The sequence below is a fragment of the Caulobacter segnis genome (assembly GCF_003243465.1).
Classification (GTDB): Bacteria; Pseudomonadota; Alphaproteobacteria; order Caulobacterales; family Caulobacteraceae; genus Caulobacter; species Caulobacter segnis_A.
Map to the genome: position 1 here is coordinate 1 of NZ_QFQZ01000094.1, position 16,361 is coordinate 16,361.

Genomic DNA, 16,361 nt, shown 5'->3' on the forward strand with positions numbered 1-16,361 from the left:
TGCGGACCTTGTCCAGCGCCGCCACGAGCGCGGCGTCTTCCGAGGCTGCGCCCTGCCCGTCCTCGCGCACGGCGATGTCCTGCGAGGCCAGGCGCACGGCCTTGCCGATCGCCAGGCCTGGCGCGGCCAGCACGCCCTTCAGCACCCCGTCGGCCGGCAGGGCGGCGGGCGCCAGCGGCTCGGGCGCGGCGATCGCGGCCGGAGCCGACGGAGCCTTGGCGGGGATCGGCGCCCCCTCGCCCATGCCGCTCTCGATCAGCTCGGCGATCGCGGTGACGGCGCCTTGCGCGTCCACGCCCGAGGCCAGCACCTGGATCGCGTCGCCATGGCGCACGGCCAGGGCCATCAGCCCCACCGGGCTCCGGGCGCTCGAACGGCGCTCGCCGGTCACCAGCGCCGTCTCGGCGGCGAAGGTCTTGGCCAGCTCGGCGATCCGCGCGGCCGGCCGCGCGTGGATCCCGTGCATCAGCGGCACGGTCACCGCGCGAGTGATCTCGTGGGCGGCGCCCGAAGCGCTCGCCGTCGCCGCGCCCGCCACCGGCCGCAGCTCCATCAGGAAGCCGCCGGCCTCCACGGCCGCTTCCTGGTCGCGGCGGACGATCTCGAAGGCTTCGGGATTGGTGATGACCACCGGGGTGATCAGGCTCTTGGCCCGCTGGGCCAGCAGGTCGAGGTCGAAGCGGATCAGCACGTCGCCGGCCTTCACCGCCTGGCCCTCGCGCACGCAGGGCTCGAAGCCCTCGCCGCCCAGCGCCACCGTCTCCAGGCCCACATGCATCAGGATCTCGGCGCCCGCCGCCGACCGCAGGGTCACCGCGTGACCCGCCCGGTGCGCCGACACCACAACCCCGTCGCACGGCGCGACCAACGCCCCGCCCAGCGGATCGATCGCCACCCCGTCGCCCAGCATCCGACCCGCAAACACCGCGTCCGGAACCTCCTCCAAGGACGCGATCCAGCCCTTGAGGGGCGATGCGAGAACGAGATTGGACACAGGCTTGGACTCTTCTCGGGATTAGTTCGCGAGCGTCAGGGTCACGCGCTCGATCGCCCAGAAGGGATCGACGCTCTTGGCCGTGAAGCTCAGGCAAAGATCGACCCTACCGGCGCGCGGCGGCAAGCGGCCGGTGATCGTCGATAGGCCGGGATTTTTCGCGGCGTCGCCCAGCGGAACGACGGCCAGGCGCTCGCCCGCGCAGCCGGCGCGCACCTCCAGCTCGCCGCCGGGCGTCGCGGGCGGGCGCAGCGGGATGCGATCGCGCTCGGCGCCGACCTGGAAGTTGAACGGGATCTGGCTGGCGCGGACGCTGAGGATCGCGCCCTTGGTCAGGTCGGCGCCCTCCCAGATCCAGCAGGGATTGAGGATGTCGACGAACATCATCGCCCGCTGGTCGAAGGCGCGCGGCGCGTCGTCGATCATGGTCAGCGGCACCTTCTCGGTGCAGAGCTTCAGCTGGGCGCTGAGGCGCGTATTCAGGAGAGCCGGGGTGATCGTCCAGGACCGCTCGCGGCCCAAGGCTTGGCCTTCCAGGAAGGTCCGGGCCTTCACGGTCGCGCCGTTCGGCAAGTCGAGCGCGTCGACGTAGGCCGGCGACCTCGCGGTCGGCCCCTTGCCGTCGAGCGTGTAGCGGACCTCACCGACGCCAAGCCCCGTGGACAGGGCGAGCCGAGTGTTGGCGCCCTCCCCCAACGAAGCCTTCGATTGGGGCTCGAACGGGACGGTGTTGGCCGTGACGCCCAGGATCTTCAGCCGCGCCATTTCGGCGGGCAGGCGGCGCGCGAAATCGGTCCAATCCGTCCCCCCCGCTGGCGACCAGCCACGCTCGGCCAGCGCCACCGCGCGCGGGAAAGCCATGGCCTGCATCCGCGCGTCGGTCTGCATGTGCTCGGTCCAGACATTGGCCTGGACGCCGAGTATGTGTCGCCGCTGGTCCTCGCTCAGTTGGGCCGGCGCCGGATCGAAAGCGTAGACGTCCTTCAGGCTGACCACCTTGCCCCGGCCGGTCGGCTCCTCGGGCGACGTGCTCTGGCGGTTGTCGAGATAGAGCGTCGGATGCGGCGACAGCACCGTGTCGTGGCCGGCCTTGGCGGCGGCGATCGCCCCGTCGATCCCGCGCCAGGACATGACCGTGGCGTTGGGCGCCAGGCCGCCTTCGAGGATCTCGTCCCAGCCGATCAGCCGGCGGCCGCGCTTTTCCAGGGTCTGGCCGACGCGCTGGATGAACCAGCTCTGCAGCTCGTGTTCGTCCTTGAGGCCCAGCGCCTTGATCTTGGCCTGGACCTTCGGGCTGGCCTTCCACTGGTCCTTGATCGCCTCATCCCCGCCCACGTGGATGAAGGTCGAGGGAAACAGGTCCATCACCTCGTTCAGCACGTCGTCGAGGAAGGCGAAGGTGGCGTCGTCGGTGTTGTAGAGCCAGGGGAAGACGCCCCAGTCCCCCATCTTCGAGGCGTCCGGCGGCGCCGAGCCGAGCTTCGGATAGGCGACGATCGGCGCCAGGGCGTGACCCGGCGCCTCGATCTCCGGGACGATGGTGATGTTGCGGGCCGCGGCATAGGCGACGAGGGCGCGGACCTGATCCTGGGTGTAGAAGCCGCCGTACTTCGGGTAGGCGCGCGCCGCGCCGGGATCGGTTCGCCAGGCGCCGACCTGCGTCAGCTTCGGATACTTCTTGATCTCCAGCCGCCAGCCCTGGTCGTCGACCAGGTGCCAGTGGAAGGTGTTGAGCTTGTGCGCCGCCATGGCGTCGAGCGTGCCTTTCAGCGTGGCGATCGATTGGTAGTGCCTTGCGCTGTCGACCATCAGGCCGCGCCAGGCGAAACGCGGCGCGTCCTCGATCATGGCGGCGGGAATGGCCACCGGACCCTTGGCCTCGTCAGGCGTCGCCAGCTGCCAGAGCGACATGGCGCCATAGAAGAGGCCGGTGCGCTGGGCGGCGGCGATGATGGCCCTGCTCGGCGAGACCTCAAGCTTGTAGGCTTCGCCCGCGGGACCGTCGCGCGTGAGGACGATCGCCGCTTCATCGCTCGCGGGCGCGCCCTCGACGACGGCGGGGCGGAAGCCGCGCGAACGACGGATCAGGTCGGCGAGCTGGTTGGCGACGCCTTGCGCCTCGACATCGCGCTTGGCGACATGGATGCGGGTGGCGGCGGAAAGCTTGAAGCTGCCCTCGGCTCGGACCGCCTTGGCCGGCGCGGGGGTGAGGGTCAGGTCGGCGGCGGTCGCCGGAGTGGCGAGCGAGGCGCCCAGGGCGAGGGCCGAGACGGCGGCGATGCGGAGCGGGGTCAGGGTCACGCGGCCTCGCGAGAAACAGGCGGCAAAAAGCGGGCGGGACAGCAAGCTATCCCGCCCAATCTCCATGCTTGCAGTCAGGAGGGGATCGGATCAATGCGCTCGAGCGGAGGCTCTGGGGCCAGAGCCTCCGCCGCCATGCGCGCTAGAAGCTCACGTTCAACGTGGCCTGCAGCTTGCGGCCCGTGCGGTAGACGCCGCGCGGCAGGGCCGTGGTGTTGGCGTAGGCGTAGTACTCGCTATCGAGCAGGTTCTGCGCCGAGACCGAAGCGGTGATGGTCTTGGTCACCGCATAGCCGGCCGTCACGTCCAGCGTCTTGGAGGCGCGGACGAACATGTTGTCGCCGCGGTCGACGCCGGTGAAGTACCTCGAGCGCCAGGTGAAGGTCGCCCGGGCCGAGAACGGACCGTTCTCATAGAAGGGGCTGACATTAACCTGGTTCTTGGAGCTGTAGGGCAGCGGCGCGCCGTCCTGGCCCGAGGCGTCGGCGTAGGTGTAGTTGGCAAGCAGGCCAAACCCGTAGGCGTAGGTCTGCTGGTAGGCCAGCGCCACGCCCTTCACCTCGGCCGAGCCCGCGTTGAACGGCCGGCTGATCTGGTAGGTCGTGACCTTGCCCTGCGACTGGTTGAAGTACGACTCGGGCTGGGTGCGCTGCAGGATATAGTTGGAGATGTCCTTGTAGAAGACCTCCGCCGACAGGATCGCCTGGGGCTGGAAATACCACTCGGCCGAGGCGTTGAAATTGCTCGACTTGTAGGGCTCCAGCGCCGGATTGCCGCCGCCGCCGGTCAGGATGCCGTCCGACAGCCAGAAGTAGTTGGTCATGTCGGCGTAGTTCGGGCGGGCGATCACCTGGGCCGCCGCGAAGCGGAAGACGAGGTCCTCGCGCGCGTCAACGATGATGTTCACGCTGGGCAGGACGTTGTCATAGCTCTTCTTGGTGACCTGCCAGGTCCAGTCGGCGGCCTTGTTGCACGGCGCGCCCGGCTTGCAGACATAGCCGGCGCTGTTCACCGAGGTCTTCACATAGCGGACACCGAAGTTGCCGCGGATGTTGTCGGCCTTGAAGTTGGCCTGGGCGTAGGCGGCGTCGATGTCTTCCTGGATGTTCCAGTTGCCCGCCGTGAACTCGGCGGCGGCGAAGATCGACGGTTGCGGCAGCGACGCGCCGGCCGCCAGCCACTTGCCGCTCTCGACATACGAGACCATCGACGGACCGCTGATCCGGAAGCGGTTCTTCATCTGGTCGCCGACGCCGTCGAAGCCCTTCAGATAGTTGCTGGGGACTTCGCTGGGGCTGAACAGCGAGGCCGGAGCAGCGACGCCAGTGATGGCGATGCCGGCGTACTGCTGGCCGGTCTCGTGCTCGCGACGCTTGTAGCCGACCTGGACGCGCTGGATGACGCCGTCGAAGTCCTTGCCCAGATCGATCTGGGCGTACTTCTCTTCGTCCGAGGTCGGCTTGGAGACCAGGTTGCCGCTCCAGCCCGGATCGGTCGCGAAGGCGGCCGGATTGCCCATGACGTTGGTGGTGTAGGTCAGGCTGCCGGGGCTCTTGGGCGCGCCGCTGATGTCGACGGTGTAGTTGGCCCAGTTCAGGAACTCGAGGAACACCTGGCGCTTGGTGCCGCCGTCGGCGGTGGACTTGCCGATCTCGCCCGACAGGTCCCAACCGTCGCCCTTGTAGCCGCCCTTCAGGTGATAGGTGTCGGACTTGAGCTCAGCCTCGCGATACTGCACGTCCAGCACCGACAGGGCGTTGTTGAACGAGGCCTTGGTGACGACGCCGTTGTTGACGCTGATGCCGGTCAAGGCGCCCAGGCTGTTCCAGGTGTTGCCTTGGAAGGCGTACATCGATTGGTTGGTGTTGTCGTAGTCGGCCTTGATCTTCAGCCAGTTGAACTCGAACGACAGCTGGTCGGTCGGCTTCCACTGCAGGGCCGTGGTGTAGGTGGTGCGGGTGCGGTCCTGCTCGAAATAGGAAGCGCCGAAAGCGTTGGGGCTGCGCGCCGTCAGGTTCGAGGTCAGGGTGGTGGCGCAGGTCCCGGTGCAGCCCTTGGTGCGCGAGTCGACCGGATTGTCCGGGTTGCCGCCGGCCCACTGGTTGGCGGCGATCGTGCCGTAGCTCTCGACCCCGTCGCGGCGCAGCTGGTCCTCGGCGCGCTGAACCGAGAAGCTGGCGCCGAAGGTCTGGGCGGCGTTCTTCCAGCTGACCAAGAGCGAGCCCTGGGCGTCGCCCTTCTTGGAGCGGTCGTTATAGAGATAGCTCACCGCGCCGGCGATCAGGCCCGACTTGAGGTCCAGAGGCTTGCGGGTGTTGACGATGACCGTGCCGCCGATGCTGCCTTCGTCGATGCGCGCCTCGGGCGACTTGTAGACGTCGACCTTGCCGACGATCTGCGGGGCCAGGAGGGCGTAGTTGAAGGTGCGGCCGGGGGAGTCGAGAATGAACCAGTCGGCGGAGGCGACGGTCTGGCCGTTCAGCAGGGTGCGGTTCAGCGCCGGATCGGTGCCCAGGATGCTGACCTTCTCGCCTTGACCGAAAGCGCGGTCTACGGTCACGCCGGGCACGATGGTCAGGGCTTCGGCGACGTTGGAGCTTGGGAACTTGCCCACGTCCTCGGCGGTGACGACGTCGATGATCGCGTCGGCGCGGCGCTTGGATTCGATGGATTGCAGCAGCGAGGCGCGGATGCCGGTGACGACCACCTCATCAACGGCGTTGCTGTCTTGCGCCAAGGCGGGAGCCGCGGCCGCGACGGCCATCACGCTGACGGACGCTGCCAGGACGGACTTATGGAAACTGTTCATACTCGGCTTCTCCCCATTATGCCGGGCCGTGGGCCCGGAGCCGAACCCCAAGCCCAATCTGGTACCAATTTTCTGGGAGGATCCGCAGAAACGGGTACTTCTCAGGCCTCTGGAGCGAACTGTGACGGAATTTTCTCGGATGACAAGGCCAAAAAGATACCAATTACGGACCAAGTTACCATTGGTATGAAAATGGTCATATGCTATCGAAATGTGCGGCCGGCGCCGCGGGTTTGCGTGGGGAGGGCTGGATGATGACATTCGCGGAACGGATCGGCGGGCTGGGCGCCGCCGATGATCACGCCCCGCTCTACAAGCAGCTGCAACGCGCCCTGCGAGAGGCGATCCACAAGAAGGTCCTGCGCCCGGACGACGCCCTGCCGGCCGAGCGGGACCTGGCCGACGAGTTCAAGATCTCGCGGATCACCGTGCGCAAGGCGCTGGACGGCCTGGTCAGCGAGGGGCTGCTAACGCGCCGGCAGGGCGCCGGCACCTTTGTGGCCGCGCGGGTCGAGAAGAGCTTCTCGAAGCTCTCTTCGTTCACCGAAGATATGATTTCGCGAGGCCGCACGCCGCGCAGCGAATGGATCAGCCGCAGCGAAGGCCAGGTCACGCCCGAGGAGTCGCTGACCCTGGGCCTCTCCCCCGGAACGCCCGTCTATCGCTTCGCGCGGATCCGCTATGCGGACGGGTCGCCGATGGCGGTGGAATACACGACGATCGCGGCCTTCGCCCTGCCCTCGGTCGATGCGGTCGGGGTCTCGCTCTACGAGGCGCTCGAGGCCACCGGCTATCGGCCCGTGCGCGCCCTCCAGCGGCTGCGGGCCGTGCTGTTCGCGGGCGAGCAGGCCGACCTTCTGGGCGTGCCGGCCAAGGACGCGGGCCTGCTGATTGAACGGCGCGGCTTCCTCAAGGACGGCCGGGCGGTGGAGGTCACCCAGTCCTATTATCGCGGCGACGCCTATGACTTCGTGGCCGAGCTGAACGCCCTGAGCTGACGCCGGTCGTTCATGCCAGCGGCCCTGCGATGGAGGCTGCTGAAAGCGGCGCCCCGCGGCTGGCGCAATGAAAAAGGGCGCTGGCCTCGCGGCCAGCGCCCTTTCGCATTTCAGCTCGACGAGCCGCGGAAGCCTAGAACTTCCACTTCACGCCCAGATAGTACTGGCGACCATAGTGCACGAACTCTTCCGAGCTCATGCGGGTCGAGTCGACCACCTTGCTGTCTTCCTGGTCGGTCAGGTTGATGCCTTCCAGGGTGATGGTGAAGTTCTTGAAGTTGTAGCTGATCTGGCTGTCGATGTTCAGGGTCTTTTCCTTGATCCGAACATCGTTGTTGTTGGTCGCCGACGGGGCCACCTGGATCAGGTACGGGTCGCGATAGGACGCCGAGACGCGCGCCTTGAACGGGCCCTTCTCGTAATAGAGCGTGGCGTTGTAGGCCTCGGGCGACAGGTTCACCAGCGGCTGGGTCAGCAACACGGCGGGCGAGGTCATCACCTTGGCGCTGTTATAGCGCGCCGGGGTGATGATGTACTGAATGTCGCTCTCGACGTGCGTGTAGTTCACGATGCCGCCGAAGCCGTTGAAGGGCTCGGGCAGGAAGGTGAACGGACGCTGCAGCGAGATCTCGTAGCCCTTCAGCTTGCCGCCGGGGGTGTTGATCTGCGTCGTGACCGTGAACAGCGTGTCGGCGGTGTTGCCGTTCGACAGCAGATTGTTGTCCAGGCCGGTCTGGGACCACGGCATGTTGATCGCGGCGGTTTGGATATAGGACTTGATGTCCTTTTCGAAGACCCCGACCGAGAACAGGGTTTCCTTGTCCGGATACCACTCGAAGCTCAGGTCCAGGTTGTTGGACAGCATCGGGTTCAGGTCGGGATTGCCGCGCGTGATGGTCTGGGCCGACTGGCTGATCGCGGTGTAGCCTGGCGTCAGGTTCTGCAGCTGCGGACGCGTCATCACCTTGGCGGCGGCGAAGCGGACGAAGAAGTTGTCGAACGGCTGGGCCGAGACGTTCAGCGACGGCAGGGTGTTGTGGTACTCGCGAGAGGTCGACTGCGTGCCGTCGATCGGCACGCGCTGGGCGAAGGTTCCGCCCAGGGTGGTGACCGTCTGGGTCGAGTTGCCGGTGCTAAAGTGGCCGGTGGCGTCCTGGACGGTCTTCACATAACGGACGCCCAGATTGCCGCGAACCGGAATGTTGAAGACATCGTAGTCGAAGTCGCCCTGGATATAGAGCGCGGTGTCCTTCTCGGTGATCTGGCGGGTGGCGCCCAGCTGGTTCAGCACGCTGAGACGGAAGTCGCCGTTGGCGTTCACGCAGTCGCAGTCATAGCCGAGCTTGGCCTTCAGCTTGTCGAGGTCCGGCGCCAGCCAGGAGGTCGGCACGCCGGACGGCAGGTCGAGGCCGCGGCCAAAGCCCGAGATCACCCGCGAAACGTCGGCGATCGAGGTGCCCGCGGGCAGGCCGAAACCGGCTTCCGAGGTAAAGGTCGTGGCCGAGTTGCCCGCCAGGACGCGCGAGTTCAGGCGCTTTTCCCACGAGCTGAAGCCGTACTCCTTATAGTTGCCGCCGTAGCGTAGCTTGAAGCCGTCCAGGATCTGGTAGTCGACGTCGGCCCGGATGGTCTTGAAGGTGTTGACCGCCTTGCTTGGCCGCAGGCGCAGCAGCGACGCGTCGCCCTTGGAGTTGACGGCGCTGTACTCGTAATTGGCCGGGTTCGTCGGGTCGAAGCCGTAGTTGAAGTTCGGCAGCTTGTCGTCGGCCGAGTAGTCGTAGCTGTAGCCGTCGCTGTCGTAGCGATCGAACGAGAAGGTCGTCTGGGTCGGGTTGTTCTGGATCGAGCGCGACTGGCCGTAGACGATGTTCAGGTGGCCGGCCTCGCCGAACTTGGTGTCGTAGGTCAGCGACAGCTGGTTGAACTCGGTCTTCAGGTCGTCGTGACGGTACTCGACGCGCGCGTCGACGTCGTCGAACGTGCCCTTGATCAGGTTGCCCTTGCTGTCGGCCGTGAAGTTGACGACGTCGGTCTGCGGCAGGCCCGCCTGGGAGCGGCTGAACGAGATGATCTCAAGATAGGTCTCGTCGCGATTGTTGGTGAACTTGGCCAGCATCGCGTCGAGGGTCAGGGTCGAGCGCTCGGTCGGACGCCATTGCAGCGAACCGGTGACGCCGAGGCGCTTTTGATCATAGTCCAGACGGCCGTAGCGCGGGATGCGCGGGTGCCAGAGGTTGTTGGCGGTGCCCGAAGCGGCGGTGACGGTCGGCGACGTGCCGCCGGTGACCGTGCCGATCTGGGCGCAGCTCAGGGCCGGGCCGCTGACCGGGTTATAGGCCGCGCCCGAGCACGGGAAGGCCGTGGCCGAGTTGTTGGCGACCGAGGGGTTTTCCCAGCGGCCGGTCGAAGAGCCTTCTTCGCGGGTCTTGCGGGTGGCGTAGGCCACCGACAGCAGGGCGCCGACTTCGCCGATGCCGGTGTCCCAGCGGTTGCTGACCAGGAAGGTGTAGCGCGGGTCGCTCTTCCGCGAGAGATCGTTCCAGCCGACCTTGGCGCTGGCGCTCATCGCGAACTTGCTGAAGTCGAACGGGCGGGCGGCCTGCAGGTCGACGATCGCGCCCAGCGAGCCCTCCTCGTTCATGGCCGAGGTCGATTTGCGGACGGTGACGCTGTTGAACAGCTCGGAGGCGAAGATCGAGAAGTCGAACTGGCGGCCGCGGTTGGCGCCGCCCGAGCTGTCCTTGCCGCCGGTGGTGGCCAGGGCTTCCAGGCCGTTCAGGCGAACGACGGTGAAGTCGGGACCCAGGCCGCGGACGGTGATGCTGCGGCCTTCGCCGCCGTCACGGTCGATCGACACGCCGGGAACGCGCTGCAGGGATTCGGCGAGGTTCAGGTCGGGGAAATCGGCGATATCCTGCGCCTTGATCACGTCGACCAGGTCGTTTTCACGACGCTTCACGTCGAGCGCATTGGCCAGCGAGGCGCGGAAGCCGGTGACGACCACCGCCTCAACCTCCTCGGAACCCTGGGCGGGAGCAGCAGCCGGAGCGCCCGTCGCCTGCGCCATGGCGCCGCCGGCCATCATCAAGGTCAGCGCCAGCGCGCCGCCCGAGACGCCGTATTGAAGAGCGCGCGCGCGCGCAGTGGTAGTCTTGGACATGTTGCCTCCTCCCGTGTCGACCATAGGCGCCTGCGCCCCTGTCTGGCCTTTGATCCGCTTCGCGACCTTCCCTCGCGAAACGAGTCCCAGCCGGTAAGTCTTCGTTTTTTGTCACCGGTGTCAGAAGCGGTTCGCGCTCGTTGACACCGGTAGCACAGTGCTAACAAAGGCGCGGTCAGGCCACAAGGCCGCAATACGGCCACAAGTTAGAGAACAGCGTGCGCCGTTGCGTTTCCGACACATAGCGCCGCTATCGGCGCGGGCCCTCAGGCCTCGTCAGGGCGGTAGTTGCTGACCTGGTAGAGCCCCTGCAGCATGGCGTCGCGCTGGGCGACAGGCAGGGCCGCGCCATGGGCGCGCAGCAGGCGCAGGGCGTCGATGTGGACGTCCACCGCGTCCCATCGCCAGTAGCCGGCGCCCTCGCAGCTATCGACCAGGGTGCAGAGCGACACCGCCGCCTTGTCGATGCCTGCGTCCGACACGAAGGCGCTGACGTCGATGATCCTGGAGCCGAGGACATAGAGTCCCTCGTAAGCTTCGGAAACGCGTTCCGGCGTGTCCTTGCCGAACCGGCGCTCGATCTCGGCGATGGCGTCGTCGAGGGCGGCCATCGACGACTCACGCAGGCTCTCCACCCCAGCCTCGGCGGCCGCGATGGCGTCCTTGGCCATGATCCCGCCCCGCTCCTTGATCATCGCGGTCAGGCGGTTGGTCGGTCGAAACTTGCGGACTTTCATATCTGCACCTTGGCTGGGCGCATCAGGTTTGCGATTTCGTCGTCGGACATGTTGGGCGTCTGCGCCTCGCCCACCTCCGCCGGAAGGTCATCCTTGCGTCGCCCGTCCGTGCCGGGCGGCGGCCCCTCGTGCTTGAAGCGCCGGTCAGGCCCGACATAGGTGTCGCATTCGATGAACGCGCGGTCCTCGCGGGCCACCCAGAAGATGCGCTCCAGCAGCACCTTGGGCGTGATCGGCTTGGCCACCATGAAGTTCGCCCCCGCGTCGCGGACCTTGAAGATCTGCGAGGTGCGGGTGTGCCCGGTGACCAGGATGACGGGAATGAAGCGATTGCTTTCGCCGCCCTCTCGCCGGAGCCATTGGATGAACTCGATGCCGTCGGTGGTCGGCATCTGGACGTCGCTGATGATCAGGTCGAAGGTCTTGGTGCGCACCAGCGACTGGGCGTCGGCGACGCTTTCGGCGCGCAGCAGTTGCTTGACGCCAAAGCCCGACACCACCTGGGACAGGATGTCGAGCGACGGGCCGTTGTCATCCAGAACAAGCACGGTCGCCCGTTCGAGGTTGATCCGCGTCGAAGGCAGAAGCGCGTCGGTCATGGACGCTAGAAGAAATCGAGTTCGCCGGCGACCGGGCGTTCATCGGCCGGGTCGTCGGCGCGCAGCCGCTGGGCCATATCGGCGAGGCCAAGACCGCTGAGGACCGGCGCGATCGACATGCTCCACTCGCCGGAGGCGTGGTGGCCGATCCGTTCCAGCACCTCCGAAAGGCCGTGCAGCCTCTGGCTCAGCTCGTCCAGGGCCTGGAGCCGCGCGAGCTTCTCGACGGTCGCGCCGCCGTGGGCGAGGTCGCCGGCCAGATGCTCGCAGTCGCGGCAGATCGCGGCGGCCGAAGCCAGCTCCGCCGCCAGACGCCGCGACAGCTCCCCGAGCGGCAGGTGCTCGGTGGGATCGGTCGTCGGCGAAGGCAGCGGCGCGACTTGCATCGAATTAGAACAGATCCACGTCGCCGCTGGAGGCGGCGGGCATCGGGGCGGGCGCGGGACGACGGACATCCTGCGGCGCGTTGTCGACGGCCACCAGGCGCTGGCGAACACGGCCCGAGGCCGGCCAGAACTCGACCCGGCGCGCCGACACGCCGCCCGTGCTGGACGAGACGATCGGAATGCCTTCGTCGCGCAGGAAGCGCTCGGCGAACGCGGAGTTGCTGGCGCCGACGTCCGAGAGGCCGTCGAACAGCTTGGCTCCGCCGAAGATCTTGGCTTCCAACCGGTCGCGGCGGGCGCCCTTCTTCAGCAGTTCGTTGATCAGCAGTTCCATGGCGTAGGCGCCATAGCGAACCGCGTCGCCGCCGGTGCTGCGTCCGTCGCCCGAGTCGGGCAGCAGGAAGTGGTTCATGCCGCCGACGCCCGATTGCGGGTCTCGGATACAGGCCGCGATGCACGAGCCCAGAACCGTGGTCATGACCACGTTCGGGTCCGTCGTCACATGGCTTTCGCCTTGGGTGACGTGCACCTTGATCGAGCGTTCGGTGTCTTCGGAGGGGGTGTGATGCGTCATGTCAGCTGTCCGAACACCTGTTCGATTTTGTCGCGCAGTCCCTGGACGGTGAACGGCTTGACGCAATAGTTGTTGACGCCGAACTGCACCGCGCGCTGGACCAGTTCACGGTCCGCGCGGCCAGTCAGCATGACGAAGGCCGTCTGGCGGATCGGCGGATGCGAGCGCACCGCGCGAAGCAAAGCCAGGCCGTCCATCTTCGGCATGTTGAAGTCCGAGATGACGAGGTTGGCCGGCTTGGCCAGGAGGTTCTTCAGAGCCTCCTCGCCATCGGGCGCCTCACGGATGTCCTTGAAGCCGATCTGCTGCAGCGCGTTGCGGATCAAGGCCCGCATGGTCAGCTGATCGTCGACGACAAGAACGGAAATGGAGCTTGCTTGGGGCATGGGTTCAGCGCCTCGCCGAGGCCAGATCAAGAATGGACTGGCCCATGGAGGACAGGGAGACCTGTTTCTCCACCGCGCCAGTTTCGTAAGCGGCTCGCGGCATGCCGTAGACGACGCAGCTGGCTTCGTCCTGGCCTAGGGTCCGCGCGCCCGCCTTGCGCATGTTCAGAAGGCCTTGAGCCCCGTCGCGGCCCATGCCGGTGAGGATCACGCCGACCGCCTTGTCGCCCAGGGTGTTGGCGACCGAGTTGAACAGCACGTCGACCGAGGGGCGGTGACCGCTGACCGGGTCGCCGGCCACCAGGCGGCAGCGCAGGCCGGCCGAGCGGACGACTTCCAGGTGCGTGGCGCCGCCCGGAGCGACATAGACCTTGCCCGGCTCGAGCATCGCGCCGTCCGAGGCTTCGGTCACCTTGGCGCCGCTGGCGCGGTCGAGGCGGGCGGCGAAGCTGGCCGTGAAGGTCGCCGGCATGTGCTGGGTGATCACTGTCGGCGGGCAGGTCTCGGGGAACTGCTGCAGGATCGACAGCAGCGCCTCGACGCCGCCGGTCGACGAGCCGATCGCGACCAGGTCGCCGGAGGGCATGTAGTCCTTGCGCGGCGCGCGAGCCGGCGCGGCGTCGGCCTTGGTCCGCACCGCGGCGCGGGCGGCGATCTTCACCTTGGCGACGATCTCGGCCAGGGCCTCCTGGGTGCCGGTGGCGTCCGCGGGCTTGCCCACGCAGTCCACCGCGCCCAGTTCCAGGGCCCGCAGCGTCATTTCGGCGCCGGCCTGGGTCAGGGTCGAGACCATGACCACCGGCATCGGCCGCAGGCGCATGATCTTCTCGAGGAACTCGATGCCGTTCATGTTCGGCATCTCGATGTCGAGGGTGACGACGTCGGGGTTCAGGGCCTTGATCATGCCCCGGGCTTCAAAGGGGTCGCCCGCGCCGCCGACGACCTCGATATCGGGATCGCGATTCAAGGCGGCGGAGATCAGGCTCCGCATGGTGGCGGAGTCATCGACGACGAGGACACGGATCTTAGCCATTAGCGGCCCACCTTTCTGTAGGCGGTTAGACCGCAGCTCTCGAACGCGGTCACGGAAGCGCCAACGCGCTCGGAGTGGCCGACATAGAGCCGGCCGCCAGGGGCGACGAGCGGCGCGAAGCGGCTCCAGACGCGTTCCTGAGTGGGTTCATCGAAATAGATCACGACATTCCGACAGAAGATGGCGTCGAACGGGCCCTTCATAGGCCAGGACGGACCGTTGAGATTCAGTTCCCGGAACGCCACCATGCTCCGGGCGGCCTCGCAGACGCGCCAGGCGCGGCGATCGCTGGCGTCACGCTCGAAGTACTGGCTGCGCGTGGCGGCGGGGATGCCTTCCAGCAGGCTCTCGTCGTAGACGGCGGCCCGGCCGGTGGCCAGGACGTTGGTGTCGATGTCCGTGCCCAGGATCCGGATGTCCAGGTCAGCGGCGTTCGGCCACACCGACAGGACCGTGAAGGCCATCGAATACGGCTCCTGCCCCGTGGACGAGGCGGCGGACCACAGGCGCAGACGGCCGCCGGCGCGAACCTTGTCCGCGACGGGTTCGAGGACATTGACCCGCAGGTCTTCGAAGTGGTGCGGCTCGCGGAAGAAGCGGGTGACGTTGGTGGTCAGCGCCCGCAGCATCTCCTGGCTCTCGTCCGCGCCCTTCTCGCTGGCCACGAAGGCGCAGTATTCGGCGAAGGAGCGCAGGCCCAGGGCGCGCAGGCGCTTGGCCAGCCGGGAATAGACCAGCGTGGCCTTGCTGTCGGGCAGGCTGATGCCGGCCAGGTCGTACAGCAGCGCGGCGATCCGCTTGAAATCCTGGTTGGTGAAGGCGAACTCGCCATCGACGATGGCTTCGCGTTCGGAAAGGGCTGCGGAGGTCATCAGGCGGCCATCGCCTCCCGTTCCGGCAGGATGCGGTCCAGCGAGATCTCGCTGATCATCCGGCCATCGATCGAAATGATGCCGCGCACGAAGCTGCGAACCGCGTCGCAGGCGACGTCGGGCGTCGGCTGGATCATGTCGTCGTTGATCGAAAGGATGTCCGAGACCGCGTCGACCAGCAGGCCGACGGTGCGGTCGCCCGCCTTGACGACGATGAACACGCTGCGAACGGTCGGCTCCAGGACCGGCATGCCCAGGCGGCAGGCCAGGTCCATGATCGGCAGGACCGCGCCGCGCAGATTGATCACGCCGCGCATGTAGCCGGGCGACTGCGGAAGGGTCGTGGCCGGGCTCCAGCCGCGGATCTCGCGGACGGCCATGATGTCGACGCAGTACTCCTGGTCGCCCACCCGGAAGGAGATCAGTTCGCGGCGGTCAGCGCCGGTGGCGGTGGCATGTTCGGTCATGACTTACTCCGCGGCGATGAGGGTGGGTTCGGTCGGCCGAGGCGCGCCGCCTTCGCGGCGACGCAGGTTGATCGTCGCGTCGACGTCGAGGATCAGGGCCACGCGGCCGTCGCCCAGGATGGTCGCGGCGGCGACGCCCTCGACCTGCTGGTAGTTCTGCTCGAGCGACTTGATGACCACCTGGCGCTGGCCGTGGATGGCGTCGGCGACCAGGGCCGCCCGCGAGCCGTCCTCGCCCTCGACCAGCAGCACGACGCCATCGGTCGGCGGCGGGCTCTGGTCGCGGTAGCCGAGCGTCAGGCCGACGTCGATCAGCGGCACGAAGCTGTCGCGGACCGCCAGCACCGAGCCGACGGGACCCAGCGGGCGGATCTCTTCCGGCTTCGGGCGCAGGCTTTCGACGATGGCCGCCAGCGGCACCACCAGGGTCTCCCCGGCGACATCGACCACCATGCCGTCCAGGACGGCCAGGGTCAGCGGCAGGCTGAGCGTGAAGGTCGAGCCGTGGCCCGGACGCGACGAGATCGAGATCCGGCCGCCCAGGGCCTGGACCGAGCGCTTGACCACGTCCATGCCGACGCCGCGGCCGGAGACGTCGGAGATCTTCTCGGCGGTCGAGAAGCCCGGCAGGAAGATCAGGTTGTCGATTTCTTCGTCGGTCAGCTGCAGGTCGGGCGCGATCAGGCCCTTCTTGACGGCGATGCCGAAGACGCGTTCGCGGTTGATGCCCTTGCCGTCGTCCGACACCTCGATGACGATCCGGCCGCTGCGGTGCAGCGCGGCCAGGCGGACCATGCCTTCGGGGTTCTTGCCGATCGCCTTGCGTTCCTCCGGGCTTTCCAGCCCGTGGTCGATGGCGTTGCGCAGCATGTGGGTGATCGGTTCGGCCAGACGCTCGATGACCGTCTTGTCGACCTCGGTGTTCTCGCCATCCATCACCAGGCGGGCCTGCTTGCCCGTCATGTTGGCGACTTCGCGGACCAGGCGCGGCATGCGCTGGAACACCGACTTCACCGGCTGGGCGCGGATGGCCATGACGCTGTCC

General features: G+C 67.3%; 14 protein-coding genes. 1 reads left to right on the forward strand and 13 read right to left on the reverse strand.

Going from position 1 to position 16,361, the window contains the following annotated elements:
- The 3 genes from DI526_RS20600 to DI526_RS20610 form a co-directional block, all read right to left on the reverse strand.
- Positions 1-994 (reverse strand): glucose PTS transporter subunit IIA (locus DI526_RS20600; protein ID WP_304282012.1); only part of this gene is annotated, 994 nt, incomplete at its 3' end.
- A gap of 21 nt (positions 995-1,015) precedes the next feature.
- Positions 1,016-3,295 (reverse strand): beta-N-acetylhexosaminidase, encoded by a 2,280-nt coding sequence (locus DI526_RS20605; RefSeq protein ID WP_304282015.1) that lies wholly within the window; start codon positions 3,293-3,295, stop codon positions 1,016-1,018.
- A 142-nt stretch (positions 3,296-3,437) separates the two neighbouring features.
- Positions 3,438-6,104 carry a TonB-dependent receptor gene (locus DI526_RS20610; protein WP_304282018.1) on the reverse strand — a complete coding sequence of 889 codons (2,667 nt, stop codon included), beginning with the start codon at positions 6,102-6,104 and terminating at the stop codon, positions 3,438-3,440.
- Between the two features lie 254 nt (positions 6,105-6,358).
- Between DI526_RS20610 and DI526_RS20615 the strand changes: the two genes are divergently transcribed.
- On the forward strand, positions 6,359-7,102 hold the full coding sequence (locus DI526_RS20615) for a GntR family transcriptional regulator (RefSeq protein ID WP_304282067.1): 744 nt from the start codon (positions 6,359-6,361) through the stop codon (positions 7,100-7,102).
- Positions 7,103-7,235: 133 nt separating this feature from the next.
- Here DI526_RS20615 and DI526_RS20620 read toward each other — a convergent pair whose 3' ends face one another.
- The 10 genes from DI526_RS20620 to DI526_RS20665 all read right to left on the reverse strand — a co-directional run.
- Complete coding sequence (locus tag DI526_RS20620; RefSeq protein ID WP_304282021.1) at positions 7,236-10,262, reverse strand: TonB-dependent receptor; 3,027 nt, start codon at positions 10,260-10,262, stop codon at positions 7,236-7,238.
- Between the two features lie 266 nt (positions 10,263-10,528).
- Entirely contained in the window at positions 10,529-10,999 is a 471-nt protein-coding gene (locus DI526_RS20625) for a chemotaxis protein CheE (RefSeq protein ID WP_304282024.1), read from the reverse strand.
- On the reverse strand, positions 10,996-11,598 hold the full coding sequence (locus DI526_RS20630) for a response regulator (RefSeq protein ID WP_304282027.1): 603 nt from the start codon (positions 11,596-11,598) through the stop codon (positions 10,996-10,998). Before DI526_RS20630 ends, DI526_RS20625 begins: the two co-directional genes overlap by 4 nt.
- Before the next feature lie 5 nt (positions 11,599-11,603).
- Entirely contained in the window at positions 11,604-11,984 is a 381-nt protein-coding gene (locus DI526_RS20635) for a chemotaxis protein CheU (protein ID WP_304282030.1), read from the reverse strand.
- 4 nt (positions 11,985-11,988) lie between these two features.
- Positions 11,989-12,558, reverse strand: coding sequence for a chemotaxis protein CheD (locus DI526_RS20640; protein ID WP_304282033.1), 570 nt, complete (start codon positions 12,556-12,558; stop codon positions 11,989-11,991).
- Positions 12,555-12,944: a response regulator gene (locus DI526_RS20645; protein ID WP_058347350.1), complete on the reverse strand. Its 390-nt coding sequence runs from the start codon at positions 12,942-12,944 to the stop codon at positions 12,555-12,557. Before DI526_RS20645 ends, DI526_RS20640 begins: the two co-directional genes overlap by 4 nt.
- Positions 12,945-12,948: 4 nt before the next feature.
- Positions 12,949-13,977, reverse strand: a complete 1,029-nt coding sequence (locus DI526_RS20650; protein ID WP_304282054.1) for a chemotaxis response regulator protein-glutamate methylesterase — start codon at positions 13,975-13,977, stop codon at positions 12,949-12,951.
- Positions 13,977-14,849 (reverse strand): protein-glutamate O-methyltransferase CheR, encoded by an 873-nt coding sequence (locus tag DI526_RS20655; protein WP_304282059.1) that lies wholly within the window; start codon positions 14,847-14,849, stop codon positions 13,977-13,979. Before DI526_RS20655 ends, DI526_RS20650 begins: the two co-directional genes overlap by 1 nt.
- Complete coding sequence (locus DI526_RS20660; protein ID WP_304282062.1) at positions 14,849-15,316, reverse strand: chemotaxis protein CheW; 468 nt, start codon at positions 15,314-15,316, stop codon at positions 14,849-14,851. Before DI526_RS20660 ends, DI526_RS20655 begins: the two co-directional genes overlap by 1 nt.
- Positions 15,317-15,319: 3 nt before the next feature.
- On the reverse strand, positions 15,320-16,361 hold a 1,042-nt coding region (locus tag DI526_RS20665), incomplete at its 5' end, for a chemotaxis protein CheA (RefSeq protein ID WP_304282065.1).

Coding starts and splice junctions, on each gene's coding strand:
- DI526_RS20610 (WP_304282018.1), bottom strand. CDS start 6,104: ATGAACAGTTTCCATAAGTCCGTCCTGGCAGCGTCCGTCAGCGTGATG.
- DI526_RS20615 (WP_304282067.1), top strand. CDS start 6,359: ATGACATTCGCGGAACGGATCGGCGGGCTGGGCGCCGCCGATGATCAC.
- DI526_RS20620 (WP_304282021.1), bottom strand. CDS start 10,262: ATGTCCAAGACTACCACTGCGCGCGCGCGCGCTCTTCAATACGGCGTC.
- DI526_RS20625 (WP_304282024.1), bottom strand. CDS start 10,999: ATGAAAGTCCGCAAGTTTCGACCGACCAACCGCCTGACCGCGATGATC.
- DI526_RS20630 (WP_304282027.1), bottom strand. CDS start 11,598: ATGACCGACGCGCTTCTGCCTTCGACGCGGATCAACCTCGAACGGGCG.
- DI526_RS20635 (WP_304282030.1), bottom strand. CDS start 11,984: ATGCAAGTCGCGCCGCTGCCTTCGCCGACGACCGATCCCACCGAGCAC.
- DI526_RS20640 (WP_304282033.1), bottom strand. CDS start 12,558: ATGACGCATCACACCCCCTCCGAAGACACCGAACGCTCGATCAAGGTG.
- DI526_RS20645 (WP_058347350.1), bottom strand. CDS start 12,944: ATGCCCCAAGCAAGCTCCATTTCCGTTCTTGTCGTCGACGATCAGCTG.
- DI526_RS20650 (WP_304282054.1), bottom strand. CDS start 13,977: ATGGCTAAGATCCGTGTCCTCGTCGTCGATGACTCCGCCACCATGCGG.
- DI526_RS20655 (WP_304282059.1), bottom strand. CDS start 14,849: ATGACCTCCGCAGCCCTTTCCGAACGCGAAGCCATCGTCGATGGCGAG.
- DI526_RS20660 (WP_304282062.1), bottom strand. CDS start 15,316: ATGACCGAACATGCCACCGCCACCGGCGCTGACCGCCGCGAACTGATC.